The sequence below is a fragment of the Methylobacterium sp. JK268 genome (assembly GCF_054052225.1).
In genome coordinates this window covers 284,768-310,422 of the sequence record NZ_JBSVZN010000002.1, presented here as the reverse complement: position 1 = coordinate 310,422, position 25,655 = coordinate 284,768, and the positions used below count along the sequence as shown (strand labels likewise).

General features: G+C 72.3%; 26 protein-coding genes. 11 read left to right on the top strand and 15 right to left on the bottom strand.

What is annotated here, in order from left to right; translation table 11 throughout:
• Nucleotides 1–155: 155 nt before the first annotated feature.
• On the bottom strand, nt 156–1,703 hold the full coding sequence (locus ACW9J6_RS03390; protein ID WP_457115009.1) for an acetolactate synthase large subunit: 1,548 nt from the start codon (nt 1,701–1,703) through the stop codon (nt 156–158).
• Nucleotides 1,704–1,849: 146 nt separating this feature from the next.
• Here ACW9J6_RS03390 and ACW9J6_RS03385 point away from each other — a divergent pair, with 146 nt between their 5' ends.
• The 4 genes from ACW9J6_RS03385 to ACW9J6_RS03370 all read left to right on the top strand — a co-directional run bounded on the left by ACW9J6_RS03385 (nt 1,850) and on the right by ACW9J6_RS03370 (nt 6,129).
• Nucleotides 1,850–2,908, top strand: a complete 1,059-nt coding sequence (locus ACW9J6_RS03385) for a zinc-binding metallopeptidase family protein (RefSeq protein ID WP_457115008.1) — start codon at nt 1,850–1,852, stop codon at nt 2,906–2,908.
• 104 nt (nt 2,909–3,012) lie between these two features.
• Complete coding sequence (locus ACW9J6_RS03380; protein WP_457115007.1) at nt 3,013–4,008, top strand: fumarylacetoacetate hydrolase family protein; 996 nt, start codon at nt 3,013–3,015, stop codon at nt 4,006–4,008.
• A gap of 82 nt (nt 4,009–4,090) precedes the next feature.
• Complete coding sequence (locus ACW9J6_RS03375; RefSeq protein ID WP_457115006.1) at nt 4,091–4,543, top strand: VOC family protein; 453 nt, start codon at nt 4,091–4,093, stop codon at nt 4,541–4,543.
• Nucleotides 4,544–4,812: 269 nt separating this feature from the next.
• Complete coding sequence (locus tag ACW9J6_RS03370) at nt 4,813–6,129, top strand: TadE/TadG family type IV pilus assembly protein (protein ID WP_457115005.1); 1,317 nt, start codon at nt 4,813–4,815, stop codon at nt 6,127–6,129.
• Nucleotides 6,130–6,305: 176 nt separating this feature from the next.
• Here the strand turns inward: ACW9J6_RS03370 and ACW9J6_RS03365 are convergent, their stop codons facing one another.
• From ACW9J6_RS03365 to ACW9J6_RS03350, 4 genes are all read right to left on the bottom strand, one after another.
• Nucleotides 6,306–7,067, bottom strand: coding sequence for an SDR family NAD(P)-dependent oxidoreductase (locus ACW9J6_RS03365; RefSeq protein WP_457115004.1), 762 nt, complete (start codon nt 7,065–7,067; stop codon nt 6,306–6,308).
• Between the two features lie 41 nt (nt 7,068–7,108).
• Nucleotides 7,109–7,555, bottom strand: coding sequence for a cyclic nucleotide-binding domain-containing protein (locus ACW9J6_RS03360; protein ID WP_457115003.1), 447 nt, complete (start codon nt 7,553–7,555; stop codon nt 7,109–7,111).
• Nucleotides 7,556–7,655: 100 nt separating this feature from the next.
• A complete protein-coding gene (locus tag ACW9J6_RS03355) occupies nt 7,656–10,484 on the bottom strand; it encodes an ABC transporter transmembrane domain-containing protein (RefSeq protein ID WP_457115002.1) in 2,829 nt (942 codons plus the stop codon).
• Nucleotides 10,485–10,666: 182 nt separating this feature from the next.
• The gene (locus ACW9J6_RS03350; protein ID WP_457115001.1) at nt 10,667–10,870 is read right to left on the bottom strand and encodes a hypothetical protein; all 204 of its coding nucleotides are present in this window, start codon (nt 10,868–10,870) and stop codon (nt 10,667–10,669) included.
• Nucleotides 10,871–11,075: 205 nt separating this feature from the next.
• Between ACW9J6_RS03350 and ACW9J6_RS03345 the strand changes: the two genes are divergently transcribed.
• Nucleotides 11,076–11,270, top strand: a complete 195-nt coding sequence (locus ACW9J6_RS03345) for a general stress protein (RefSeq protein WP_457115000.1) — start codon at nt 11,076–11,078, stop codon at nt 11,268–11,270.
• Nucleotides 11,271–11,426: 156 nt separating this feature from the next.
• Here the strand turns inward: ACW9J6_RS03345 and ACW9J6_RS03340 are convergent, their stop codons facing one another.
• The 3 genes from ACW9J6_RS03340 to ACW9J6_RS03330 all read right to left on the bottom strand — a co-directional run bounded on the left by ACW9J6_RS03340 (nt 11,427) and on the right by ACW9J6_RS03330 (nt 13,458).
• A complete protein-coding gene (locus ACW9J6_RS03340) occupies nt 11,427–11,627 on the bottom strand; it encodes a hypothetical protein (protein ID WP_457114999.1) in 201 nt (66 codons plus the stop codon).
• 23 nt (nt 11,628–11,650) lie between these two features.
• The gene (locus tag ACW9J6_RS03335; RefSeq protein WP_457114998.1) at nt 11,651–12,154 is read right to left on the bottom strand and encodes a hypothetical protein; all 504 of its coding nucleotides are present in this window, start codon (nt 12,152–12,154) and stop codon (nt 11,651–11,653) included.
• A 500-nt stretch (nt 12,155–12,654) separates the two neighbouring features.
• Nucleotides 12,655–13,458 carry a response regulator gene (locus ACW9J6_RS03330; protein WP_457114997.1) on the bottom strand — a complete coding sequence of 268 codons (804 nt, stop codon included), beginning with the start codon at nt 13,456–13,458 and terminating at the stop codon, nt 12,655–12,657.
• A 188-nt stretch (nt 13,459–13,646) separates the two neighbouring features.
• Between ACW9J6_RS03330 and ACW9J6_RS03325 the strand changes: the two genes are divergently transcribed.
• Nucleotides 13,647–13,865, top strand: coding sequence for a NepR family anti-sigma factor (locus ACW9J6_RS03325; RefSeq protein WP_457114996.1), 219 nt, complete (start codon nt 13,647–13,649; stop codon nt 13,863–13,865).
• A 44-nt stretch (nt 13,866–13,909) separates the two neighbouring features.
• Here the strand turns inward: ACW9J6_RS03325 and ACW9J6_RS03320 are convergent, their stop codons facing one another.
• A complete protein-coding gene (locus ACW9J6_RS03320; RefSeq protein ID WP_457114995.1) occupies nt 13,910–14,086 on the bottom strand; it encodes a DUF1328 domain-containing protein in 177 nt (58 codons plus the stop codon).
• 184 nt (nt 14,087–14,270) lie between these two features.
• On the opposite strand from ACW9J6_RS03320, the gene ACW9J6_RS03315 reads away from it, so the two are divergent.
• Together ACW9J6_RS03315 and ACW9J6_RS03310 are read left to right on the top strand one after the other, a co-directional pair.
• Nucleotides 14,271–14,477, top strand: coding sequence for a hypothetical protein (locus ACW9J6_RS03315; protein ID WP_457114994.1), 207 nt, complete (start codon nt 14,271–14,273; stop codon nt 14,475–14,477).
• Between the two features lie 210 nt (nt 14,478–14,687).
• Nucleotides 14,688–15,713, top strand: coding sequence for a DUF2865 domain-containing protein (locus ACW9J6_RS03310; RefSeq protein ID WP_457114993.1), 1,026 nt, complete (start codon nt 14,688–14,690; stop codon nt 15,711–15,713).
• On the opposite strand, the gene ACW9J6_RS03305 is transcribed toward ACW9J6_RS03310, so the two are convergent.
• A complete protein-coding gene (locus ACW9J6_RS03305; RefSeq protein WP_457114992.1) occupies nt 15,704–16,147 on the bottom strand; it encodes a DUF4332 domain-containing protein in 444 nt (147 codons plus the stop codon). The two genes, ACW9J6_RS03310 and ACW9J6_RS03305, sit on opposite strands and share 10 nt — an antisense overlap.
• Before the next feature lie 225 nt (nt 16,148–16,372).
• Here ACW9J6_RS03305 and ACW9J6_RS03300 point away from each other — a divergent pair, with 225 nt between their 5' ends.
• On the top strand, nt 16,373–17,296 hold the full coding sequence (locus tag ACW9J6_RS03300) for an MBL fold metallo-hydrolase (RefSeq protein ID WP_457114991.1): 924 nt from the start codon (nt 16,373–16,375) through the stop codon (nt 17,294–17,296).
• Nucleotides 17,297–17,303: 7 nt separating this feature from the next.
• Here the strand turns inward: ACW9J6_RS03300 and ACW9J6_RS03295 are convergent, their stop codons facing one another.
• From ACW9J6_RS03295 to ACW9J6_RS03285, 3 genes are all read right to left on the bottom strand, one after another.
• On the bottom strand, nt 17,304–18,083 hold the full coding sequence (locus ACW9J6_RS03295; RefSeq protein WP_457114990.1) for a DUF1499 domain-containing protein: 780 nt from the start codon (nt 18,081–18,083) through the stop codon (nt 17,304–17,306).
• 97 nt (nt 18,084–18,180) lie between these two features.
• On the bottom strand, nt 18,181–19,809 hold the full coding sequence (locus ACW9J6_RS03290) for a long-chain-fatty-acid--CoA ligase (protein WP_457114989.1): 1,629 nt from the start codon (nt 19,807–19,809) through the stop codon (nt 18,181–18,183).
• Between the two features lie 130 nt (nt 19,810–19,939).
• Nucleotides 19,940–20,428 (bottom strand): DUF3429 domain-containing protein, encoded by a 489-nt coding sequence (locus tag ACW9J6_RS03285; RefSeq protein ID WP_457115119.1) that lies wholly within the window; start codon nt 20,426–20,428, stop codon nt 19,940–19,942.
• Between the two features lie 277 nt (nt 20,429–20,705).
• Here ACW9J6_RS03285 and ACW9J6_RS03280 point away from each other — a divergent pair, with 277 nt between their 5' ends.
• Nucleotides 20,706–21,782, top strand: a complete 1,077-nt coding sequence (locus ACW9J6_RS03280) for a hypothetical protein (protein ID WP_457115118.1) — start codon at nt 20,706–20,708, stop codon at nt 21,780–21,782.
• 10 nt (nt 21,783–21,792) lie between these two features.
• On the opposite strand, the gene ACW9J6_RS03275 is transcribed toward ACW9J6_RS03280, so the two are convergent.
• Nucleotides 21,793–22,866: an FUSC family protein gene (locus tag ACW9J6_RS03275; RefSeq protein ID WP_457114988.1), complete on the bottom strand. Its 1,074-nt coding sequence runs from the start codon at nt 22,864–22,866 to the stop codon at nt 21,793–21,795.
• A 134-nt stretch (nt 22,867–23,000) separates the two neighbouring features.
• Here ACW9J6_RS03275 and ACW9J6_RS03270 point away from each other — a divergent pair, with 134 nt between their 5' ends.
• Nucleotides 23,001–23,765: a transporter substrate-binding domain-containing protein gene (locus tag ACW9J6_RS03270; protein ID WP_457114987.1), complete on the top strand. Its 765-nt coding sequence runs from the start codon at nt 23,001–23,003 to the stop codon at nt 23,763–23,765.
• A gap of 10 nt (nt 23,766–23,775) precedes the next feature.
• On the opposite strand, the gene ACW9J6_RS03265 is transcribed toward ACW9J6_RS03270, so the two are convergent.
• Entirely contained in the window at nt 23,776–25,464 is a 1,689-nt protein-coding gene (locus tag ACW9J6_RS03265; protein ID WP_457114986.1) for a cache domain-containing protein, read from the bottom strand.
• Between the last annotated feature and the right edge of the window lie 191 nt (nt 25,465–25,655).

Genomic DNA, 25,655 nt, shown 5'->3' with positions numbered 1-25,655 from the left:
CGCGCATGACATCGTTCCGGGATATTCCGCTCCCTGTGTTGCGCTCCGGACCTTACTCCTCCCTAAATGTTTGCCGGCACATTCCTGTCCTCTGCCTCGGAAGATGCGCGCGATTACTCTGGTCTGCTCTCGGCGCGCGCCGTCCGCCCGCGCGACTACAGGGCGACTTCGATCAGGAACGGACCGCGCCGGGCGAGAGATCGGCGGAACACGTCGATCAGGGCCGGCAGAGTCTCGACCCGAACGCCCTCGACGCCGTAGCCGCGCGCGAGGCTCGGCCAGTCGATCGGCGGATCGTCGAGGGTGAGCATGTCGATGGCCTTGCGTCCCGGATTGGCGCCGACATTGGCGAGTTCCGCCCGCAGGATCGCGTAGGCGCGGTTCGACCAGACGAGCGTCACCACGTCGAGCTTCTCGCGCGCCTGCGTCCAGAGGGATTGCGCCGTGTAGAGGGCGGAGCCGTCCGCCTGCAGGGTGATCACCTTGCGGTCCGGGCAGGCGATCGCGGCGCCCGTGGCCATCGGGATCCCGAGGCCGATGGCGCCGCCGCTGAGCTGGAGCCAGGTATGCGGGGCCGCGCCCTGCGTGACGGGGAAGAAGTTGCGCCCCGTCGTGATGGATTCGTCGCAGACGATGGCGCCCTCCGGGATCAGGGCGCCCAGCATCTGCCCCACGGAATCCTGGTCGAGCCGCTCGCCGCCGGGCAGGTCCGGGCGCGGCGCGGGCGGCAGCGTGACCGCGGGAGGCGCGCCCACCACCTCCGCGAGGCGTTCGAGCGCCTCGATCTGGTCCTGGTCGGGCGTCGCCAGGGCGAAGACGTCGCAGGTCGGCGGAGCGAGAGCCGAGGGCTTGCCCGGATAGGCGAAGAAGGCGACCGGCAGCGTCGCCCCGACCAGGATGATGTGCCGGTACTCCTTCAGCACCTCGCGGGCCGGGTCGACCGGGTAGGGCAGCCGCTCGATCGGCACGGTCCCGGCGCCGCGGTCGATCCGGGCGTTCGACGTCATGGCGAGAAGCCGCGCCCCCGTCTTGGCGGCGATCCGCGCCGCGATCCGCCTCCCCTCCCCGCGCACCGCCCGGTCGCCGAGATGGAGGAGCACCGGCTCGCCGCTGCGCAGGGCCGCCGCCGCGTGGGTGATCGCCTCGTCGGAGACCCGCGCCGGCGCCGGGATCGGCGGCAGGGACGCGATGCCGGAGCCCGGCTCCCAGGCGGTGTCGGCGGGCAGGATCAGGGTGGCGATGCCGCCGGGCGGCGCCAGGGCCGCGGCGACCGCCGCCGCCCCGTCCTCGGCCACCGACGCGGCGCTCATGCCGGTGCGCAGCCAGGCGGAGACCGGCCGGGCGAGGCCCTCGATGTCGCTGGTGAGGGGCGCGTCGAAGGCCCGGTGGTAGGTCGCGTGCTCGCCCACGATGTTGACGATCGGCGAGCGCGCCCGCCGGGCGTTGTGCAGGTTGGCGATGCCGTTGCCGAGGCCCGGCCCGAGATGGAGGAGCGTCGAGGCCGGCTTGTCGGCCATGCGCGCGTAGCCGTCCGCGCTGCCGGTCGCCCCGCCCTCGAACAGGCAGAGCACGGCGCGCATCCCCTCGACCCGGTCGAGGGCGGCCACGAAATGCATCTCGGAGGTGCCCGGGTTGGTGAAGCAGACCTCGACGCCGCCCGCCACCAGCGTGCGGACCAGGCTCTCGGCACCATTCATGGCCATCGGCGGGACTCTCCCTCGATTCTCTTCGCGTTTCGGCCGTTATAGGGCGCCGCGCTGGATCCCGAAGCCCGCTTGGCCGTTTGGCGTGCGCGCCCCGGCCCCCAGGTCCGCGGCTTGCTTCCTCTCGGTCGCGCGGAGGCCACACGATGCGACTCTTCCAATGCCAGTCCTGCGGCAACATCCTGTATTTCGAGAACACGCGCTGCGAGCGCTGCGGGCACCGCCTCGCCTACCTGCCTGAGACCGGCACCCTGTCGGCCGTCGAGCCGGCCGAGGGCAATGCCTGGACGCCGCTCGCGGCGCCCGACCAGCCGAGGCTGTTCTGCACCAACGCGGAGCACGACGTCTGCAACTGGCTGGTGCCGCCGGGGACGACCGACGCCTTCTGCCTCGCCTGCCGCCACAACGGCATCATCCCCGACCTCTCGAACGCCGAGCACGTGGCGGCCTGGCGCAAGATGGAAGCGGCCAAGCACCGGCTGTTCTACACGCTGCTGCGCTGGAACCTGCCGCTCAGGACGCGGACCGAGGATCCCGAGCACGGGCTGATCTTCAACTTCCTGGCGGATCCGCCCGCAGACGGCCCCAAGGTGATGACCGGCCACGACAACGGCATCATCACCATCGCGCTGGTGGAGGCGGACGACGCCGAGCGCGAGAAGCGCCGCGCCGCCATGGGCGAGCCCTACCGCACCCTGCTCGGCCATTTCCGCCACGAGGTCGGACACCATTACTGGGACGTGCTGGTCCGCGACGCCGGCAAGCTCGATGCCTGCCGGGCGGTGTTCGGGGACGATTCCCAGAACTACGAGGAGGCGCTGCAGCGCCACTACAGGGAGGGCGTGCCGCCGAACTGGCAGGAGACCTACGTCTCGGCCTACGCGACCACGCATCCCTGGGAGGATTTCGCCGAGACCTGGGCGCATTACCTGCACATCGTCGACACGCTGGAGATGGCGAGCGCCTTCGGCATGCAGGTGCAGCCGCTCCTCGACGCCAGCGGGACCCTCGCGGCCCGCATCGGCTTCGATCCCTACCGGGCCGAGAGCGTCGAGCAGGTGGTGGGCACCTGGCTGCCGGTGACCTTCGCGCTGAACAGCGTCAACCGGGCGATGGGGCTCAACGACCTCTACCCGTTCGTGCTGGCACCGCCGGTCATCGCCAAGCTCGGCTTCATCCACGACCTCGTCCACGGCCGCGTCTGAGCGGTAGCGTCGGCGCGCGGACGCGTCCATGATGGGGGAGAGCCCCCGGGGAGGCGTCCGGCGCCATCGGTGCCTCCCGGCGAACGGGGCCGGGAGGATCATCCATGAAGCTCGCCAGCCTCGCGCACGGTCGGGACGGCCGCCTCGTCGTCGTCTCGCGGGACCTCACCCGCGCCACGGACGCCTTCATCGTGGTGCCGACGCTCCAGCAGGCGCTCGACGACTGGCCGCGCTATGCCCCGGCCCTGGAGGCGCTGGCCGAGCAGCTCGAACACGGCTCGGTGCCCTCCTTCCGCTTCCACGAGCACGCCTGCGCGGCGCCGCTGCCGCGGGCCTATGCGCGCCTGCACGCCGCGCCCTGGCCCGGCCATGTCGGGCTCCTGCGGCAGGCCGAGGGCGCGGAGGCGCCGCCCGCGGGCCGCGATGCCCTGCGCCGGGCGGTGTCGGACGGGTTCCTGGGCCCGCGCGCGCCCATCCGGGCGGAGGCGTCCGCCTCCCTCGACATCGCGGCGGGGCTGGCGGTCATCACCGGCGACGTGCCCGCCGGGGCCGGCCTCGACGAGGCCGCGGCGGCGATCCGCCTCGTGACCCTGGCCGTCGAGGTGATCGCCCGCGACCGGGTGAAGCCGGACGGGATCGACCTCGACGGGCCCCTGGCGCCGGGCTTCGCGGCGAGCCTCGGCCCGGTGGCGGTGACGCCGGACGAGTTCGGCGCCTCCTGGCGCGACGGCATGGTGCAGCGGCCGCTCTGCGTCACCCGCAACGGCGCCCTCCTCGGGCGTCCCGAGGCCGGGGCCGATCTCGGGGCCGGCTTCGCCGCCCTGGTCGCGACGGCGGCGCGGCGCCTGCCCCTCGGCAGCGGCACCCTCGTCAGCGCCGGACCGGTCTCCAACCGAGGGATCGACGGCGGACCCGGCCGCTCGGTCGCCGAGGGCGGCGCCGGCTTCGCCTCCCTGGCCGAGGCGCGGGCCGCCGAGGTCGTGGCGAGCGGCTGGGCGCGCCTGCCCTTCCTCACGCCGGGTGATCACCTGCGCGTCGAGATGAAGGATGCCGCCGGCCACGGCATCTTCGGGGCGATCGAGCACGAGATCGTCGGCTGATCGGCGGGCGGCGCCGGGACCTTCCCGTCACCCGGCCCCGCCCTAGCTCCCCGGCACAGGCCATCAGGACGAGCCCCGGCCCATGTCCGATCCCGAACCGCTCCCGGACCTCGTCGAGGCGCTGCCCGTCGTGGACCTGCGCCCGGCCATCCATCTCGACCACTGCGTGATCCACGTCTCCGACTGGGAGCGGGCGACCGCCTTCTACACGCAGGTGCTCGGGGCCGAGGCCGTCCCGGTCGGGAAGGGCTTCGCCTACCGGTTCGGCGGGGTCCAGCTCAACGTCCACGGCCCCGGGCAGATCGGCGAGCCGCGCGCCCGCCTCCCGGTGATGCCCGGCGGCAGCGACCTCTGTTTCCGCTGGTCCGGACCGATCGAGGAAGCGATGGCGCATCTCGAGCGCCACGGCGTGCCCGTCGAACTCGGGCCTGTCCCCCGCAATGGCGCGGCGGGACCCGGGATCAGCGTCTATTTCCGCGACCCGGATGGATCGCTCATGGAGTTCATCACCTATCCGCCCGGCGGCGTATCCTGACCGTCCGCGCACAGTGATCGCGCCTCAACGGGACGACCCTGCGGCACGGGGCGGCGCCGGCCCCTCATATACTCGCGATCCCGTCCAGAATTCGCGAGCCTCGCCGCCTTTCTCTCGTGAATGTGATCGGATGACATTACTCGGTGCGGAAATGCGTCGAGCATCCGAGTCTCGAAAATCAGTTTAAATATTCCGAAAGACGGTTCGCGGATGACTCCTGTGGTCCTCGGCGCGGCGGGTTGGCCGGCGAGGGGCTGAAGGAGGCCGGGATGCGGTCGCAGGGCGGAGAGGGTTGGCGGGCGCGCGGCCTGCGCGCGCTCGCCGCGGGGGCGGCGGAGTTCCGGGCCGAATGCGGCGGGGCCATCGCCATGATGTTCGCCGTGGTGGCGATCCCGGTGGTGCTGCTCGTCGGCGCAGCGATCGACTTCACCTCCTACCTGAAGGTGCGCGCCGGGCTCGACGCCGCTGCCGACCAGGCCGTCCTGGCGGCGGTCAGCCCCAGCGGCCTGAAGATGAGCCAGGCCGAGGCGGAGGCCTCCATCGCCAAGCTGTTCCGGGACGCGGCCGCCGCGCAGGCCGGCATCACGCTCGGCACGGTCACGGTGCACGCGCCGACCGTGAACGGCGCGCGCGCCGCCAGCCTGACCTACGCGGCGTCGCTGCGGACGGGGATGATGCAGCTCGCCATGATCCCGTCGATCACCTTCAACGGCAGCGCCACCGCGAACTCGCCCGACCCGATCTTCCTCGATTTCTACCTCCTGCTCGACAATTCCCCCTCGATGGGAGTGGCCGCGACTTACGGCGACATCGCCACCATGGTGACCAATACCGGCGACCAGTGCGCCTTCGCCTGCCACGACCTGTCCGCCAACGGCAACGACTACTACGCGCTCGCCAAGAGCCTGAAGGTGCAGATGCGCATCGACGTGGTGCGGCAAGCCACGCAGCAGCTGATGGACACCGCCGCCGCCAAGGCCGTGACGCCGGGCCAGTACCGCATGGCGATCTACAGCTTCGGGACGAGCTGCGCGAGCGTCGGGCTCACCCAGGTCTCGGCGCTGACGTCGAACCTCGCCACCTCGAAGAGCGACGCCGCCGCGATCGACCTGATGTCGACGCCGGGGCAGAACTACAACAACGACCAGTGCACCGACCTCGACGGCAGCCTCGCCAAGCTCAACGCCGCGATGCCCGCCACCGGGGACGGGTCGAGCGCGGCCTCGCCGCAGAAGGTGGTGTTCTTCGTCTCCGACGGCGTGGCGGACGCGTACTACCCGAGCACCTGCACCAAGCCGACCGTCAGCAACGGCCGCTGCCAGGAGCCGATCACGCTTGCCGGCTGCCAGGCCCTGAAGGATCGCGGGTTCCGGGTCGCGGTCCTCTACACGACCTACCTGCCGCTCCCGACCAACGATTGGTACAACAGCTTCATCGCGCCCTTCGCGGACCAGATCCCGATGAACATGCAGGCCTGCGCGTCGCCGGGCCTGTTCTGGCCCGTGAGCCCGTCGGACGGCATCGCGGACGCGATGCGCAACCTGTTCAACAAGGTCGTGGCGACGCAGACCCGCATCACGCACTGAGCCTCGAGCGCAATCAGTCCGCGATGCGGCTGGGTGGCTTGGGGCTCGCGAGATTCCGCCTTTTCCGGGTCGCATCCCGCCGACGCTGCTCTCGTCCGGACGCGGGGCGCCCGGAACCGGGCTGGGGTCTCCTCGACTCAGTCGCCGGGACCCGCTTCGATCAAGCGGCTCCCGCCTCACAGCCCCGAGACGAGGTGCCCGCCGTCGACCGGCACCGTGGCGCCCGTCATCCAGGACGAGGCGTCCGTGGCGAGGAGCAGGAAGGCGCCGTCGAGTTCATCCGGCCGGCCGAGGCGGCGCATCGGGATGCGCTTCACCAGCGCCTCGCCGGGCGGGCTGGCGAAGAAGTCGCGGTTGATGTCGGTGTCGATGTAGCCCGGCGCGAGGGCGTTCACCCGGATGCCGTGGCGGGCCCATTCCAGCGCCAGGGCCTCGGTCATCTGCACCACCCCGGCCTTGGAGATCGTGTAGGGCCCGACCCCGCCCGCCACCCGCAGGCCGAGGATGGAGGCGACGTTGAGGATGACGCCGCCGCGCCCGGCCTCGCGCCAGCGCCGCCCCGCCTCGCGCGACACGGCCCAGACCCCGCGCAGGTTGGTGGCGATGACCCGGTCGAACACCGCGAGGTCCGTGTCCAGGGCGGCGCCGCCCTCGGCGATGCCGGCGTTGTTCACGACCACGTCCGGCAGGTCGGGCAGGGCCGCGAAGGCGGCCGTCACCGAGTCTTCGTCCGTCACGTCGAGGGCGACCGAGCGCGCCCGCGCGGCGCCGCCCTGCTCCAGCGCCGCGACGAGGGCGTCGAGCCGGTCGCGCCGGCGCGCCGCCACCGTCACGGCGGCACCGCAGCGGGCGCAGAGGCGGGCGAAGTGCTCCCCGAGCCCGCTCGACGCACCCGTGACGAGCACGTGGCGGCCCCGCAGGCCGGCACCGAGATCCATGGCGTTTCCCCGTCTGTGTTGCTCCGGCCGCCGGCCGGGCGTCAGCCCGACCGGCTCCGGGCGAGCTGCTGGTTGGTCATCTCGAGGCGGTGGGCGAGTTCGCGCATCACCGCGATGGCGATCTGCGGGAATTGGCTCAGCAGTTCCAGAAAGACCCGGCGGTCGATGCGGAGGGCCGTGGTCGGGCTCGTCGCCGTGATGGTGGCCGAGCGGGGCTGGTCGGCCAGGATGCCCATCTCGCCCACGAGGGCGTTGGCGCCGAGCAGCGCCACCTGGATCGGCCCGCCCGGCCCGTCCAGGGTGACGGCGGCCTCCCCGTGGAGGATCAGGTAGGCGGCGTCCGCCGCGTCCCCCTGGTGGAAGAACGTCTGTCCCTCGGCGAAGTGGACCCGCTCGCTCGTGAAAGCGAGGAGCTTGAGGCGCGGGGGATCGACCTCCCGGAACATCGGCACTTGGCGCAGGGACTGCACCTCGGTCTCGAGCGTCATGCCTCGCACCTCGATCCTCGACGGCCGGACCTTGCCGCAGCGCCGGGCCCGGCGCCAGCCCCCGGGCCGCGGCATCCTCCGCGAACAGCGAGGCGGCGCTTCAGCCCTCCCTGGCCGGCGCCGCCTCGACCGCGGTACCGCTCGCGCGCAGCACGACGTCGAAGAGCGGCGCGAAGCGCTCGTTCGGCAGCACCGCGACGAGGCTCGCCTCGCGCCCGAAATGTTCCAGCAGGAGCTGCAGGGTCGCCCGCGCCCGGTTCTCGCCCATCGGCGCCAGCGCCCCGTCGAGGACGAGGAGGTCGGGCCGGCGCACCAGGGCGCGGATCAGGCTGATCGCGGCGCGCTGCCCGCCGGACAGGAACCGCCCGGCCGGGCCGACCTGGTGGTCGAGCCCGACCCGGGCGACCGCGTCGGCGAGCTTCAGATCCTCCACGGTGGCGGTGATCGCCGCCGTGACGGAGGCCGCCGCGTCGGCGGCGGATTGGTTGATGCGCCCGAACAGCAGGTTGTCGCGGAGCGGCGCCGCGGTGCAGACGGCGTCGGGCTCGTAGAACTCGACGCCCCCCTCCCCGGAGGCGTCGAGGGCCGCCCGCAGCGCCCCGCGCGCCGCGACGAGCCGCTCGCGCCGCGCGTCGTCGAGGAGCCCGAGGCGGTGGCGGGGCTCGATATAGGCGAGCGGCAGCGCGATCAGCCGGGTTGCGTCGGCGCCGCCGTAGCGCTCCAGGCCGAGCCAGCGGCGCCGGAACCGGGCGACCGACGAGGCCCCGTGCCGCGCCTGCGAGGCCTCCGTGGCGGTGCGCCGCGCCAGGATGGCCTCGTATTCGGGCAGCTCGTCCGCCGACAGGAAGGAGAATTGCTCGAAGAGCGGGTGGCCCATCGGCAGGCCCTGGAAGATCTCCAGCATGGTCTGGGCGATCTCCTCGCCCATCGTCACGAATTCCTCGGTCAGCCCGGCGGCGTCGAGGACGCCGCGCACGACCGGGTGCTCGGCCATGGCGCGTCCCCTCAGGCTCGACGTGGTCGGCACGCCGAAGAGCAGGTTCTCGCCGACCGTCGCCTGACGATTGTAGCGCGCCGGATCGAACGGCTCGACGAGGTGCGCCATCCCGGACGCGGCGAGCCGGTCGCGCAGCGCGCCCCGCGCCTCGATCAGCCGCTCCGCGAGGTCGGGATGCCGTCGGGGATCGACCTGGCCGAGCAGCCCGAACCGGTAGACCTCCTCGCCCATCCCCACGTGACGCAGCCAGCCGAGGATCACCGCGTCGAGGCCGGCCGCGTCCTTCACCCCCGCCTGCGCGTAGTCGATCCAGTCGCCCGACAGGCTGCTGATCGGGTTGCCGGTGCGCCGGGCCTCGGCGCGGCGGCGCTTCTCCTCGGCCGTCTCGGCCGGCGGGAGCCGCTCGGGCGGGCGGTGGAGGCCGTAGATGATGTTCTCGCGCAGCGAGCCCGGGAACAGGATCGGCTCGACGCTGGCATAGGCGATCCGCCGTGCCAGGGCGAGCGACCCCCATTCGGTGAGGTCGTGCTCCCCGACCGTGAGCCGCCCCCGGTTCGGCGGCAGGCGGTTGGCGAGCACCCGCGCGAACGCGCTGGCGGCGGGGCCGCCGTCGCTCACGATCCCCATCCGGGCCGGCAGGGTCTGGGACAGGGACACGCCCTCCAGGAGCGGCCCGTGATCCTCCTTCACCCACACATCCTCGACCGCCAGCGTACCGAGGAGCGGCGCGTCGCGGCCGGGCACCTCGGCCGGAAGCAGCCGGTCGGGCAGGAACTGCTGCACCACCTGCTCGTACTTGACCTGGACATCCAGCCGCTGCTGGTCCCAGTCGATCAATTCCTTCAGCGGCGGCGGCAGGTCGCGGTAGGCCGCGATCACCGCCACCAGCTGGCCGATGCTGAGCTGGCCCTTGAGCGCGAAGTAGCCGCCGATGCAGTAGAAGAGGAACGGCGTCATCTGCGCGAGCAGATTGTTGAGGAACTTGACCATGAACTTGCGCTGGTAGATGCGCAGGCGCAGGTCGAAGAGGCCGAAGAGCCGCTGCCCGATCTCGGCCCGCTCCCAGGGCTCCGATCCGTTGGCGTGCACCGCCTCGATCCCGTCCACCACCTCGCCGACCCGGCCCGCGAGCCGCCGCGAGGCGAGCTGGCGCTGGCGCCCGAGGCGGAGCAATTCGCGCCGCAGCCGCGGGATGACGACGAACTGCACCCCGACCACCGCGGCGGCCATCAGCCCGAGCCAGGCGTTCTGGATCAGGATGAACGCCATGGCGGTGGCGGCCTGCGTGCCCAGGAAGGCGGGCAGGATGTAGGCGTCGCCGATGAACCCGCCGATCGGCTCCACCTCGTCGCGCACGATCGTGGCGAGTTCCGAGGCCTTCGCCTGCCGGATCGAACTGGGCGAGAAGCGCAGGATCAGCGAGAACAGCTGGAAGCGCAGGCGCCGCAGCATCCGCTCGCCGAGGGCCCCCTTGGCGACGTTGATCCAGTACTTGAAGGCCCCGTTGATCAGGACCAGGAGCAGGAACAGCGAGGAGAGCCCGAACAGGAGTTCGAACCGGTCGACCTGGAAACCGTCGAAGAGCGCGCGCTCGCCGCCGAACCAGTCGGGCATGCGCAGGCGCAGCACCAGGAAATGGGCGGTGGCGTTGCCCTTCTCGAAGGCGTGACCCTGGATCGCCTCGTTGACGATCCGGCGCGGCAGGTCGAGGGACGCGAAGTAGAGGGGCAGCGACGCCAGCACGACGGCGCAGATCAGGATCTGGTCCCGCTTCGAGTGCCGCCAGATGTAGCGGAACAGGCTGCGATCGAGGCCGCCTGAGGCGTCGGCGGCCTCCGGGTCGCTCTCGGCCGTCAGGGCGCCGCTGGCGGCCTCCTGGTGGCCCAGGTCCGCGCCGACCTGATTGCGATTGAGCGCCCCTGCCCCGTCCATTGCGCTTCCCGTCCGTCGCACCGCTGCCCTCGCCCCCGTCCCGCGGAACGATCACGTCGCCCGCGCGCCGGCGGCAGGGAGGGTCCGGGTCCGCCCTTGGAAGTCTAATCGTCCGGCCGAGGTCCGGAAACTCTCCATTGCGGGAAGAGCCGACGGGCGGAGAGCCTCGGACGCGCCGGGCCTCACGCCTTGCGGGTCGTCAGGCCGCCGGGTCGCCGGAACCCACGATAGTCCTGGGCGTGCGGCGAATCCTCGGGATCGCGGGTGGTCAGCGGTGTGGGGCTGTCCTCCGGGGCCGGCACCGGCGGCAAGGCGTCGCAGTTCGGCGCGGGTGCCGACTCGGGATGGACGGCGGCCTCGCGGCGAACCATGGCAGGATTGGTCATCTCGACGGCTCCAGATCGTCCGGTACGGCCCGGGCCGGCCCTCATGAGCTGGCCTCATTGCCGTGCTTCGGCCCGCACCGGTCGAACGTCACGCCACCGCAGGGGTTCCGCCAGCCGCCGCGCGGCTCCCGCCCGGGAAACGGTCCAGGAACCATCATTTGCGCTGAAGGTTGAGAGCACGAGGACACCGGCCAAGGAGGCATTCATGGCAACCGGGAATTCGACCTCGAAGCGCGGCTTCGCATCGATGGATATGGAACGGCAGCGCGAGATCGCCAGCAAGGGCGGTCGCAGCGTTCCCGCAGAGAAGCGTTCGTTCTCGCAGGACCGCGAGCTCGCGTCCTCCGCCGGCCGAAAGGGCGGGCAGGCCTCGGGCTCGGGCCGCGCCAGCGAAGACTGATCCGGGGTCTCTGACGCATCGCCGTGGTCCGGCCCCGTGCCGGACCACGGTGTCCGCCGTCCTCGGCCGATCCTCACGCGCGGACGAACGCAACGGGCGCCTCGCGGGCGCCCGTTCTAATTCCCGACCTGGTTGTGAGGGGGGCGCAGCGGCGGTTCAGGCCGCCCGACCGGTCACCACGAGGTTGCGCCGGAGCAGGGCTTGGCAGATCGCGTCGTCGGACGGGCGGGTCACGACGAGCCCCGCCAGCAGGCGCTCCAGGCGCTCGCTCTCCGGCAGGGCGGCCGGCTCGCGGCGCGGGCGATCCGCGCAGCCGGGCGGCGGGACGGGAATTTCGGATTCGCGGTAGCCGAGCATGGCGTTCCCTCCGGCTGTTCGTGTCAACCGGCCGCGGAGGCCGGGTCGACCTGGGCGAGGCAGCGGCTCGGCAGCAGGCGCCGGGCCTCGTGCCCGGCGAGCCCGCTGATGGCGCCCTCGCAGCCCTCCGGCATCACCCGCCGGGTGCCGACCGCCTCCGGGGGCGTCCCCGGCGCGCGGATCGCCACCGGCGCACCCTCGCGGCTGCGCAGCGTCACGTGCGGGAGGGCCGTGTCGCGGGCGACAAGAGTGGTGTTGGCCGCAGCGTCGGTCTGGTAGAGCACCTCGCCGGACGCTCCGCGCAGAGTGACTTTCGCGGCGCCGAGGCCCGTGATCTCCACGGCCACCGGCACCTGCTGGCTCGCCACGGGCCGAACCGGCGCCAGCCGGTCACCCTTGACAAGCTGAACTTCGTTCGGGGCCGGCCCAGCGACCGCCACGAGCGAATGTTCGACCAGCGGCTGCGCGATCAGGGCAAGCAGCGCGGCCGGGGCGGTGATGCTGAAGAAGAGGTGAGCGCGAAGCATACGCGGGTCCTCGAAGCGAAGCTTGACACGTCACTGCGATAACGTCGGACCAGGCCAAGTCGTTCCGTGCCGACGTGCATAAACGGCACAGCTGATGCCGACGATTGAGGAGAGCCGCTTAAGGGTTCGTTCACGCTACGGCGGTGCGCCGGCGCACCCGGCGTGCGGCAGATCGGCAACACCGAGAGAAAAAACACCTGGCCCGGGCCGGAACTCCGGGAGGCGAGGCGACGTTGGTATGACAACCCGGCCACCTGGTCCTCCCCGCATTCCCCTTGTGCATTGGCCGGAAACTTCGAACGGGCCGGAGCATCTCCGGTCCGTTTCTTTATGGGCAACCGGTTGGGCGACGCGAAGAAGGCCGCCCCGATAGTCGGAGCGGCCCCTGTCACCTCGACGATGTCTTGCGATCGGTTGCGGTCGCCCCCGTAGCGACGACCAACGTCCGGTGAGGACATCGGTCGTGACGCAGGCTTTGCGCCGGGCCGATCCGCCGGTTCCTACGCGGTCGCGCGCGCTTCGCGGCGGCGGGCGCTCTGCTGGAAGAAGAGGGCCTGGCTGATGACGGCCGAGACGTTCGCCGGCTGGAAGGGCTTGGCGATGAGGAAAGCCGGCTCGGGACGCTCGCCCGTGAGGAAGCGCTCCGGGTAGGCGGTGATGAAGATCACCGGCACCTCGAAGGTCTTCAGCAAATCGTTCACCGCGTCGAGGCCCGAGCTGCCATCCGCAAGTTGGATGTCGGCCAGGATCAGCCCGGGGCGCCGGCCCTCGGCAAGCTTGATCGCCTCGGTGCGGGTGCGGGCGACGCCGGTCACGTTGTGGCCCAGGCCCTCGACCAGGGCCTCGAGGTCCATGACGATGAGCGGCTCGTCCTCGATGATGAGGATCTCCGTGGCCATGTCGGCGGCGAGTTCGCGCCCGGCCTCGTCCACGAGGTCACGCACCTCCGAGATGTCGACGCCCAGAATCGTGGCCGCGTCCTCCTCCGAGAAGCCTTCGAGGCAAGAGAGCAGGAAGGCCTGACGGGGCAGCGGCGTGATCTGGCCCAGGCGCACCTCCGCCGGGAGATCGTGCTGCACCTGGTCGCTCTGCCCGTTCACCGACAGCGAGTTCCAGATCCGCGTGAACACCCTGAACAGGTCGGCCTTGACGTTCGCGCTCCGGCCCAGCGTCTCGGGCTCGTTGACCAGCGTCTCGAGCGTCGCCGCCACGTAGGCATCGCCGGCCACCTGGCTGCCCGTGAGCGCGCGTGCGTAGCGGCGCAGGTACGGCAGGTGCTGCACGACGAGTTGTGCTGTCGACATTCAGTTCCCCTTGCGAGTGCTGTCGCGCGTGCGAAGTCCCTGTTTCTCAACGCCGCGCCTGCGCGATCGTTCCGGTTCGTGGAACCGCCGTGACCCGAAAGCGTTGTCGGCGCAAGAGCGCGTGTTGGTCAACAAGCGCCGCGCACTCGCCCTGCCCGTCGTCGGGGAGCAGGGCGAAGGGGACACGCATGATCGATGGCAAGGGGATGGAGGGCGCCGATGCGTCCCCGGAGCACGGGATGGCGGGAACGTCGGAGCAGCCCGGACTCGACCGCCGCACGCAGGGCCGGATCGGCTCTCACCTCCGGGCCATGTACGACGAACTGCTTCAGCAACCCATCCCGGACCGTTTCGTCGAGTTGCTCGCGAATCTCGACGAGTCAGGTCCCGTGAAGAGGGATTCCTGAAGGGGCCGCGCGCCGCGATGTGCGGCGCGCGTCCTGACGATGCTTCACAGCGTGGGGGAGCGTCCGCGCAGGAGGCCGACGACGGCCGAGATCGCGAACAGCACCACCGCGACGAAGAACACGATCTTCGCGGCCTCGACCGCGGTGCCGGCGATCCCGCCGAACCCGAACAGCGCGGCCACCAGGGCCACGACCAGGAAAGTAACCGCCCAACCGAGCATGGCGCGAACCTTTCGTCTGTCCAAATCATCGGCCCGCGGCCGATCTTGAGCGGAGAAACGTGACCGCTCGGAATCGGTTCCGCTTTGTCGCAGCGACGACGCGACGATCGCTCCCCATATGCGGTGTTCGGAACTCGCGTTTCGGACCGGACGTTGCATCGGTGAACCCAGTGGAGGCTGCGCGATGACCCGTTCTCTTGCCCTTCCGGCCGGCCTCGCGCTGACGCTCGGGCCGTTCCTGGCCGGGTTCGAGTCGATCGGATCGCTGATCCCGGCCCTCGCCGCGGGCGCCGCCGTCGCGGCCGCCGCCGCCGCCGCCCTGCGCGGTGCCGCGCAGCCCGTTCCCGTGCCGGTTCCGGTGCGTGCCCGCCGCGGCCGTCGGCAGAACTGATCGAGATTTCGCCAGCCCCGCCGGGCCAGGCTCCTCGCCCTATTCGTGGAGAATCCTCCCGCGCCGCCGGCCCTGCTGCCTTCGCGACGGCCCGACCCGCAGGGCGCTTTCCCTCAACTGGTAGTGATCCGACTCATCTCAGTGCTCCTTCCTGATTGATCCTCCCTTCCTTGCGGGCCTACTTGCGGCAGACTGACCGCTGGAGGCCCCATGGGCGTGCAAACCCGCTCCGTCATTCCGTCCCTTCTGCGGAATGCGGCCCTGGGCGTCGTGATCGGGCTCGGTGGCGCCGTCGGCACGACGACGCTCGTGCGGGCCGCGGATGATGCCGGCGTGTTCGAGGTGATCTTCGGCAATTTCGCCCGCAGCCTCGGTGGCCCTTCGGCCCCGGCGGCCGAGGCGCGGCGGCCGGCCCCACGCCGCCCGCAGAGAGCCGAGGCGGCCCGGCACCCCGCCCCGCCAACCGCGCGCGTGACCCACGCGGCGAGGTCCCTCCACACGCCGAGGATCTCCGCCGCGCCGCGGATCGCCCACACGCCCCGCCCCGCCCAGACGCCACGGCCCGTCTGCGTCGCGGCGACGACGACCGGCCTCGCGCAGCAGCACGCCGCGCCGCTGCCGAAGGGCGCCCGGTCGGTCTGCGTGCGGACCTGCGACGGGTACCTGTTCCCCCTGGCGACGCTTGGCGCCCGCGAGGATGCGGCGGTCCAGGCCCAGTCCTGCGCGACCGCCTGCCCGGGCAGCGAGATGCAACTCTACACGGTCGGCGCCGGCCAGGACCTCGACCGCGCCGTGAGTCTCACCGGCCAGCCCTACCGCGAGATGGCCAGCGCGTTCCTGTACCGGAGCCGCGTCGTGGCTTCCTGCTCCTGCCACCCGGACGGGGCCGTGGCGGCGGCGGTCCCGCCGGACCGGGACGTCACCCTGCGCCGGGGCGACGCCATCGCGGGAAGCGGAACCGCCCAGGTCTTCACCGGTGCGGGCGGAAGCCGGCCCCGCTTCGTCGAGTTCCGCCGGGCCGGCGTGCTGCCGGCCGCGTGGCGGCACGATCTCGACCGTCGCCTCGACGTGACCCGGCGCGAGCGCGAGCAGGCGGCGTTCCGCGAGTCGCTCGCGCGGACGTTGCGGGCGGAGCGGGTGCGGACGCGCGTCGCCCGCGCGGGAGGGTTCCCGGTCCTGGCGAGCGACGCGGGGTTCGACACGGTCCGCGTGGTCGTCCCCTCGCCCTACCGCTGATCCCTCGCAGGGGCTTGCGGGCGGGCCTCGACCTCCAGGCGCGGCGCGAGCTGCGCGGCCTGATGGATCCAGCCGGCGACCATGCTCCGCGGCGGCGGAACGGCGCAGACCGCCCGCGCCGCGTTGGCCGCCTCCAGCCGGTCGCGCAACGCGCCGGGTTCCTGCCCGGCGAGGTCGGCAGCGGAGCCGATGCCCACCGCCTCGAGCAATTCGGCCATCGGGCGCGACAGGCCGTGGACCCGGAAGAGGTCGCAGCGTCGGGCCCAGCGCAGCAGCTCCTCGCCCGGGATCCCCGTCGCCTCGGACAGGCGGCGCCGCTCGGCCGCCGCCCCGGCGCTCGCCAGCAGCGCGTCGGTCGTGGCGATTCCGGCCGCGCGCAGCCGGTCCGCCAGGAAGGGCGTGACGGTGCCGATGGTTTCGATCAGGTAAGCCATGCCGGGATCCGCGCAGGGCCCAATCGGGTCGGGGCCAAGTCCGCGCGAGTCCAGGTCGTGGCGCGGCCAGGTCGTTGCGGAGACGTTAACTGGGCCGTTCGCGCCGGTCCAGGTTGCGAGAGGTCGCGGCGCTCGACAGGAGTGCCGGGCGTCGCTAGAGCGGCCCGCGGCCGGTGCGGGCGGGTCCCGTCGCGATCCGCGGCGCCGACCCAGGAGGCATGCGGCTTGAGCACGACCGAGAGCGCCGACCCGCCGACCTTCTCTCGCGAGGCGCCCGCGCCGGGCCGGATCGAGCAGGTCTCGCCGCTGATCCGGCGGCTGGTCTGCCCGAATGGCGGCCCCTTCACCCAGACCGGAACCTGCACCTACGTGGTCGGGCACGACCGCGTGGCGGTGATCGACCCGGGACCCGACGCCCCGGAGCACCATGAGGCGCTGCGCGCCGCGCTCGCGGAGGAGGTCGTGACCGCGATCGTGGTCACCCACACCCACCGGGATCACTCGCCGGGCGCCCGGGCGCTTCAGGCGGCCACGGGCGCGCCGATCGTCGGATGCGGTCCCCACCGCGCTGCCCGCGCCCTGCGCGGCGGGGAGACGGCCCTCCTCGACGCGGCGTCCGACCGCGACCACCGGCCCGACCAGGAATTGCGGGACGGCGAAGGCATCGACGGGCCGGGCTGGACCCTGCGGGCCATCGCGACGCCCGGCCATACCATGAACCACCTCGCCTTCGCGCTCGCGGAGGAGGAGGCGCTGTTCTCGGGCGACCACGTGATGGGCTGGTCGACCAGCATCGTGGCCCCGCCGGACGGCGCCATGGGCGCCTACATGGACTCCCTTGACCGCCTCAAGAGCCGCGGCGACCGGACCTATTGGCCGGGCCATGGCGGGCCGGTGCGCGAGCCGCAGCGCTTCGTCCGCGCGCTGGCCCACCACCGGCGGGCGCGGGAGGCGGCGATCCTGGAGCGCCTCGCGGGCGGGCCGCGCACGATTCCGGCCCTCGTCGCCGAGATCTACCAGGGCCTGGACCCCCGGCTCACCGGCGCCGCCGCGCTCTCGGTCTACGCCCACCTGGAGGACCTCGTCGCGCGCGGGCGCGCCCTGACCGACGGCGAGGCGGCCCTCGACAGCCTCTACCGGGCGCCCTGACCGACCCTCACTTCACCGCGAGGGCGAGGTTGGACAGCTCCTCGAGATACGAGCGGATGTGATCGGCGTTCTGCCCGAAATCGCGGTCGCCGTAGCGGGAGGCCGCCCGTACGTCGATGCGGGCGCCGTCGGCGCGCGGCCGAACCCGGACGGTGACGTCGTAGGGGAGCCCGAGGAGGCGCGAGCGGACCACCGCCTCGATCCGCCCGTTCCCGACCCGTCCGCCGGGCTTGTAGGATTCCACCACCTGCCACTTGCGGTTTCCCGCCGCCTTCAGGGCGAGCTGGAAGGCTTCGTCCGGTCCCAGGTCGAGGGTGAGCGGGGCGATCTGCGGGTAGGCCTCCCGCTGCAGGGCGCGCGGGCCGGGCGCCACGTCGGGAGGCAGCCAGCCGCCCCGCGCCGCGTAGGCGGCCCGCGAGCGCGAGAAGGCGGGGGGATCGGCGATGTCGGTGGCGATGTCGGTGAGCCGGGGCAGCGTCGCGCCCCGCACCGCCATGAGCCCCGGATAGGCCAGGACCAGGGCGGCGAGGAACAGGCCGGCGGTCGCCGTGCCGAGGCCGCGGGCGCCCTCGTTCCACACCCGCACGAAGGCGCCGATCGCCAGGAGGACGGCGAGGAGCGCGACGCCGACTCCCGCGGCCATGGCCGCGAGGGCCGGGCCGGTCTCGGCCCGGGGATCGCGCACGAGCAGGAGCGCGATGGCCACCACCGCCAGCGCGAACCACGCGCAGCGCAGCGACCAGGGGGCCGCCCGGGTGACGGGCTCCTCGACGATCAGGCGGCGCATGCGGGGACCGGGCCGGGCGTAGCTGTCATCCGGGGGTTAGTAATGGGGCGCGCCGCGCGGAGGAACCCCCGCCCGCGCGGCGCGCCCGCCTGCGGCCTCACGCCGCCCCGGGCAGCCTGTACTCCCGGAACTGGTCGCGCAACGTGGTCTTCTGGATCTTGCCCGTCGCCGTGTGGGGGATCTCCTCCACGAGGACGACGTCGTCCGGGATCCACCACTTGGCGATGCGCGGGCGCATGAAGTCGAGGATGTCGTCCTTGGTCGGGGTGCGGCCGGCCTTGGGGACCACCACGAGGAGCGGGCGCTCGTCCCACTTCGGATGCGCGATCCCGATCACCGCCGCCTCCGCCACGTCCGGGTGGGCGACCGCGAGGTTCTCGAGCTCGATCGAGGAGATCCACTCCCCGCCCGACTTGATCACGTCCTTCGAGCGGTCGGTGATCGTCATGTAGCCGTGCGGGTCGATGGTCGCGATGTCGCCGGTGTCGAAGAACCCGCGATCGTCGAGGATCGGCGTGTCGTCGCGGAAATACGCCTTGGCGACCGCCGGCCCGGCCACCTTCAGCCGCCCGAAGGTGGTGCCGTCCCAGGGCAGGTCCCGTCCGGCATCGTCGGTGAGGCGGAACTCCACGCCGAAGGGCGGGTAGCCCTGCTTCATCTTCAGATCGAGGCGCGCCTCGCCCTCCAGGTGGCCGACCTCGGGCTTGAGCGAGCAGAAGGAGCCGATCGGGCTCATCTCGGTCATGCCCCAGGCATGCGTCACGGTGACGCCGAAATCCCGCTCGAACCGCGCGCTCATCGCCCGCGGGCAGGCCGACCCGCCGATGACGACCCGCTTGAGGTGCGACAGCCGCCCTCCCGTCGCGTCGAGGTGCTGCAGGAGCCCGAGCCACACGGTCGGCACTGCCGCCGTGACGGTGACGCCCGTCGTCTCCAAGAGATCGTGCACGGAGGCGCCGTCGAGCTTCGGGCCGGGCAGGACGAGGCCGGCGCCCGCCATCGGCGCCGCGAAGGCGAGCGACCAGCTGTTGGCGTGGAAGAGCGGCACCACCGGCATCGCCACGTCCCGGCTGGCGAGCCCGAGATAGTCGGGCCCGTTATTCGCCATCGCGTGCAGCACGTTCGAGCGGTGCGAGTAGAGGACGCCCTTGGGGTTCCCGGTCGTGCCCGAGGTGTAGCAGAGGCCCGCCGCAGTGCGCTCGTCGAAGGAGGCCCAGGCGAAATCGTCGTCGGCCTCGGCGATCCAGGTCTCGTAGGCGACGGCGTTGCGCAAGCTCGTCTCCGGCAGGTGCGCCGCGTCGGTGAGGATCACGAAGCGCTCGACCGTCGGCAGCTGCGCGGCGAGCCGCTCGATCATCGGCACGAAGGTGAGGTCGAGGAGGAGGATGCGGTCCTCCGCGTGGTTGATGATGTAGGCGATCTGCTCCCCGAACAGCCGCGGGTTGACCGTGTGGTAGATCGCCCCGAGACCGGTGATGCCGTACCACGCCTCCAGGTGCCGCCACGTGTTCCAGGCCAGGGTGGCGACCCGGTCGCCGAGCCGGATGCCCTCCCGATCGAGGCGCTTGGCGAGGCGCAGGGCCCGGCTGCGCACCGCGCGGTAATCGGTGCGGTGCATCGGTCCCTCGACGGACCGCGACAGCACCGTCCGGTCGGGATGCTGCGCTCCCGCGTAGTCGATGATGCGGTGGATGAGCAGGGGCCAGTCCTGCATCAGGCCGAGCATGGCGCGTGTCCTTCCCTCTGGCGGACGCCTGCGCGCCCGATCCTCGCCGGGGCGACCCGCCCCGGCGACGGGCGGCGAGGCCCGTCGTCGGCATCCTAGCGAATTTTTTGCCGCGCTTGGACCAGGGCGATCAGGCCGGTCCGGCGAGCTGGAGCAGGAGCAGCACCGCGAGGCCCAGCAGGGCGATGGGGATCTGGACCGGCCGCAGCCGGGCGAAGTGGCGCGGGGCCTCGCCGGTCCGCGCCGCGCGCGGGTCGAGGACGACGATCAGCCCGTAGCCGACGAGGAGGAGCCCCGTCGCAGTGAGGGGCCGGCCGAATGCGACGCCGAGCACCGCCGCGAAACCCAGGCCGAACAGCGCCAGCATGGTGGCGAGCTGCGCCGCGGTCGGCCCCCCGACGGTCCGGAAGCTGAGACCGCGGCGCACCCCCGACAGGAAGCACAGGATGGCGCAGCCCCAGAGCAGGGTCAGCGCGACGACGACCCGGCGCGTCTCACCCCCGGCGAGAGCGGCTGCCGCGGCGCCCGCCGCGAAGGGGAGCATCGGCAGGAACCCGAACAGGAGGCTGAGCCAGGGGACGCGCGGCGAGGCGTCCTCCGCGGTGGGCGGCGGTCTGATCGCGCCGGCCCCCCCTGACGGATCGGGTTCGGCGACTCGGATCGGCGCCGCCTCGTCGCGGGCGGGGTGTCTCAGGTCCGGCATTGGGTATCCCGCGTCGCGGCCGGTCGGCCGCCCTGCCCAACGCAGCAGCCGCGCGAGCGTTCGAACGCCGCGTCGGCCTCCGTCCTCAGGAATATCGTGCCCCGGAGTGGATTGCGGCCAGCTCCCGTCCGCATACTCGCGTGGGACAATCTTCAGGGAGGAGAGGATGCGGTGGCTGGCCGTCCTCATCGCAATGCTGTGCGGGTTCGCCGCGCTCGCGGACGACGTGCCGCGGTTCCGGGTGGACCCGTTCTGGCCCAAGCCCCTGCCCAACAACTGGATCATCGGCCAGGCGTCGGGCGTGGCCGTGGATGGCCAGGATCGGATCTGGGTGATCCAGCGGCCCCGGACCCTGACGGACGACGAGAAGGCCGCGAGCCTCACGCCCCCGCGCAGCCGCTGCTGCGTCCCGGCCCCGCCGGTGCTGGTCTTCGACCAGGGCGGCACCCTGGTGGCCTCCTGGGGCGGCCCGGGGACGGGCTACGACTGGCCCGAGAACGAGCACGGGATCCACATCGACCCCAAGGGCTTCGTCTGGATCGCCGGCAACGGCGAGCATGACGGGCAGATCCTGAAGTTCACCCAGGACGGCCGCTTCGTCATGCAGATCGGTCATCCCGGCCCGCAGACGAACAGCGCCGACGTCACCCGGCTCGGCCGGCCGGCCAACATGCAGGTCGATCCCGAGACGAACGAACTCTTCGTCGCGGATGGGTACTTCAATCACCGGGTGATCGTCTTCGACGCCGAGACGGGCGCCTACAAGCGGCACTGGGGCGCCTACGGCAAGCCGCCGACGGACGTCGCGCTCGGCCCCTACGATCCCGCCGCCCCGCCGGCCGCGCAGTTCCGCAATCCGGTTCACTGCGTGCAGATCGCCCGGGACGGGCTCGTCTACGTCTGCGACCGGACGAACGACCGCGTCCAGGTCTTCCGCAAGGACGGCACCTTCGTGACGGAATTCTTCGTCGAGAAGGACACCCGCGCCAACGGCTCGGTGTGGGAACTGGCGCTCTGGCCGGATGCCGCCCAAAGCTTCCTGATGAACGCGGACGGTGCCAACAACGAGGTCCGCACCCTGCGGCGCGACACCGGCGCGGTCGTGGGCCGCTTCGGGCGCAACGGGCGGCAGGCCGGCGACTTCCACTGGGTGCACAACCTCGCGGTGGACCGGCACGGCAACGTCTTCACGACCGAGGTCGATACCGGCAAGCGGGCCCAGAAATTCGTGCGCGAGGGCGGGCCCGATCCGAGCAGCAGCCCGCAATGACCACGCGGCCTCAGGCGCCGGCCCGCTCGGCGGCCCGCTCGGCGAGGTCGTCCAAGTTGCGCCGCAGCTGATCGAGCGAGAACGCGATCCAGAAGATCTGGCCCACCACGTCGGTGGAGAGGTCGCGGGTGAGGTGGCGCTCGCGCATGGCGTCGATCGCGGCGCGGTAGGCCGCGATCGCGTCCGGGAAGGCCGGATCCTCGGCCGGAGCCGCCGTGCCGTCCTCCAGCGCGGCCGCCACCGCCCGCAGGCGGGCGGCGGCGGCGCGGGCGGCCCGTGCCCAGGGCTCCGCGAGATCCGGGCCGAGATCCGCCTCGCGGACGGCGCGGCGAAGCACCACCACGTCGTGGCGCAGGCGCATCAGCGTGCGGGCCAGCGGCTCCGGGTCGGGCGCCGAGGCGAGGCGGCTGCGCATCTCGCGGGCCGCCTCGGCCACGAGCGTCTCCAGCCGGTCGAGGCTGCGGCGGGCGGCGAGCGGCAGGCCCTGGGCGTCGATCCCGGCATCGTCGCGGCGGCCGAGGGCGTCGAGCTGGTCGGCGAGGAGCCGGGCGGTGCGCGCCGCCTGGATCCCCACGAGCCGCGAGGCGCGGGACGGGGCGACCAGCAGCGAGACGGCAAGCCCGATGGCGCAGCCGAGGCCGACCTCCAGCATCCGGTCGAGCGCGAAGGCGATCGGCCCGAGCGTGCTCCCGGTCGTGCTCAGCAGCACGATGACCGCGGTGATCGGGGCGATCCGGAACCCCGCCGATTGCGCGGCGGCGAGCGAGAGCGGCGCGATCGCCAGCACCAGGGCCAGCACCGTCTCGACGCCGCCGTGATGGGGCACCGCCAGGGCCACGGCCCCGCCGTAGACCGCCCCGAGGACCGAGCCGAGGAAGCGGTCGATCGCGGCCTTGATCGACGAGCCGACGCTGCTCTGCGTCACGATGAGCGCCGTGATCACCGCCCAGAAGCCCTGCGGCAGGCCGAGCGCCTCGGCGAGCAGGAAGGTCGTGAGGCTGGCGACCGTCATGCGCCCGGCCTGGATCACCTTGGCGCGGTTGCGGGAGAGCCAGACGGCGAGGCGGGCGGCTGGGGCGGTCATCACGGGCTCGACAGGCCCCCTCCACGCCAGTCGCGGCGCGCCCTGTCAACCGCTCCCGGCCTCGCGGACACGCTTCCCGTGGACAGAGAGCGGGCGAAGCCCTTAGCTGCGCCCGGCGCGACAGGAGAGCGGCGATGCGGGTGATCGGGTGGGCGGGGTTCTGGGCGGCGGCGATCCTGTTCGCAGGTCCGGCCATAGCGCGGCCGCTGGCGACGATCCGCGACAGCGGCACGCTGCGGGTGGGTCTGACCGGCGATTACGCCCCCTACTCCCTGAGGACGGAGACCGGGATCAAGGGTGCCGACGTCACCATGGCGCGGGACCTGGCGAAGGCGCTCGGCGTCTCGCTCGAGATCGTGCCGACGACCTGGAAGAACCTGAAGGACGACCTCCTCGCGGACCGCTTCGACATCGCCATGGGCGGCGTCTCGGTGACGAGCGACCGCGCCGCCGTGGCGGATTTCTCCGTGCCGGTGATGACGGACGGCAAGCGCCCGATCGTGCGCTGCTCCGATGCCGGAACCTATACGTCGCTCCCGGCGATCGACCGGCCGGAGGTGCGGGTCGTCGTCAATCCGGGCGGCACCAACGAGCGATTCGCGGCCGCGAACCTGCCGCACGCCGCCCTGCGGGTGCACCCCGACAACCGCACGATCTTCGAGGAGGTCGCGGAGGGCCGCGCCGACCTGATGATTACGGACGGGGCCGAGGTCGACTACCAGGCCCGTCGGCACCGCGGCGTGCTCTGCCCGGCCGCCGTGCCGGATACCTTCGACCACGCCGACAAGGGCTACTGGATGACCCGCGACCCGGCCCTCAAACAGGCCGTCGACGGCTGGCTGAAGGCGGCGCTCACCTCCGGCGCCTACGAGAAGGCGCTGGAGGCGGCGGCCGAGTAGGCAGGGCGCGTCACGCGGCCCGCACCGTGTCGAGGAAGCCGGACACGTCCGAGGCGAGACGGTCCGACTGCGCCGACAGCGCGCCCGCCGCGTGGAGCATCCGGGCGGCGGCGGTGCCGGTCTCCTCCGCGGTTGCGAAGACCTCGGCGATGATCGCCGTGACGCCGCGGGTGCCGGCCGACGCCTCGGAGACGTTGCGGACGATCTCCTGCGTCGCGGCGCCCTGCTGGGTGACGGCGGTGGCGATCATCGTGGCGACGCCGCGCATCTCGCCGATCCGGCGGGTGATGGCGCCGATCGCCGCGACCGCCTCGCCGGTCGCGCCCTGAATCTGGGAGACCTGCCCGGAGATCTGTTCCGTCGCCTTCGCGGTCTGGTTGGCGAGTTCCTTGACCTCCGCGGCCACCACCGCGAAGCCGCGGCCCGCCTCGCCGGCCCGCGCCGCCTCGATGGTGGCGTTGAGCGCCAGCAGGTTGGTCTGGCTCGCGATGTCGGCGATCAGGCCGACCATGTCCCCGATGCGGCCCGCCGTGCGGCTGAGGTCGTCGACCAGCCGGGCGGTCTGATCCGCCTCGACGCCCGCCGCCGCGGCGAGATCCGAGGAGCCCACCGCCTGACGGCTGATCTCCGCCACCGAGGCGCCGAGTTCCTCGGCCGCCGCCGCCACCATATCGACGTTGCCGGAGGCCGCCTCGGCGGCCGAGGCCACGGTGGCGGCCCGCGCCGCGGTGCTGTCGGCCGAGGTGCTCATCGCGGCCGCCATCGCCTGCAGGTCCGCCGCCGAGGCCGAGAGCTGCCCGACGACGAGACCGGCCGAGCCCTCGAACTGCTCCGCCAGCGCCAGCATCGCCTCGCGCCGCCCCTGCTCCTGGTGCGCGCGCGCGGCGCGATCCTGCTCCTGCGCGTCCAGCGCCCGTTGCCGGATGACGTCGCGCAGCCGCACGACCGCGCCGGCGATCCGCCCGATCTCGTCGCGGCGGCCCTCCCCGCTCACGGCGGCCTCGACCTCGCCCTCCGCGAGACGCTCCAGCGACCTTGTCAGCCCCGCGAGCGGCTTGACGATGCCGCGCCCGATCAGGAGCGCGAGCGCCAGGAACAGGAGGGCGCAGGGCACGATCTTCCACAGCAGGCCGATGACCGCCTGGCGCAGGGCCGCGTCGATATCGTCCAGGTAGAGGCCCGCCCCGACGAAGAGGCGCCATTCCGGGATCCCGATCGAGTAGGTCACCCGCACGGTCTCGGTGGTCTCGCCGGGCCGCACCCAGAGGATCTCGTTGAAGCCCGCGCCCTTCTCCTTCACGACGTCGACGACCTCGCGGATGATGAAGCGGCCGCTGCGGTCCTTCAGGCCCAGGTTGTTCCGGCCCTCCAGCTCGGGCTTGACCGGCTGCAGGATGCCGTTGCCCTCGTAATCGTAGATGTAGAAGAAGTTGCCGGAATCGAAACGGACCGGGCGGAGCACGCCGACGGCCGCGCGCCGCGCCTCGGCCTCGGTCATCTCGCCGGCCTTGGCGCGGGCGACGTAGCCGGACAGGATGCTCGCGGCGGCCTCGACGCTGTGCCTGATCTCGCCGCGGCGCTGATCGAGCATCATCGCCCGCACCTGCACCAGGGTCGCCCCGAGGGCGCCACCCAGAAGCACCAGGGCCGCCAGCGCCAGTGCGATCAGGCGATGGACCATGCCGAATCGAAACGTCATCGTTATGCCCCGTGAATCAGGGGCATGAATGAAACAGGGGAAATTTAACAAGATGCTCCGCGCCCAGGAGCCGGCTTCGATCAGGTCGTACCGCGACGTCTGCTCCGGGCCTTCGATGGCTCGTATTCACACGCTTGGCCTGGGGTTGTTTCTGCGGGAAACGCTCGATCGCAGGCTGCGCCGCGACTACT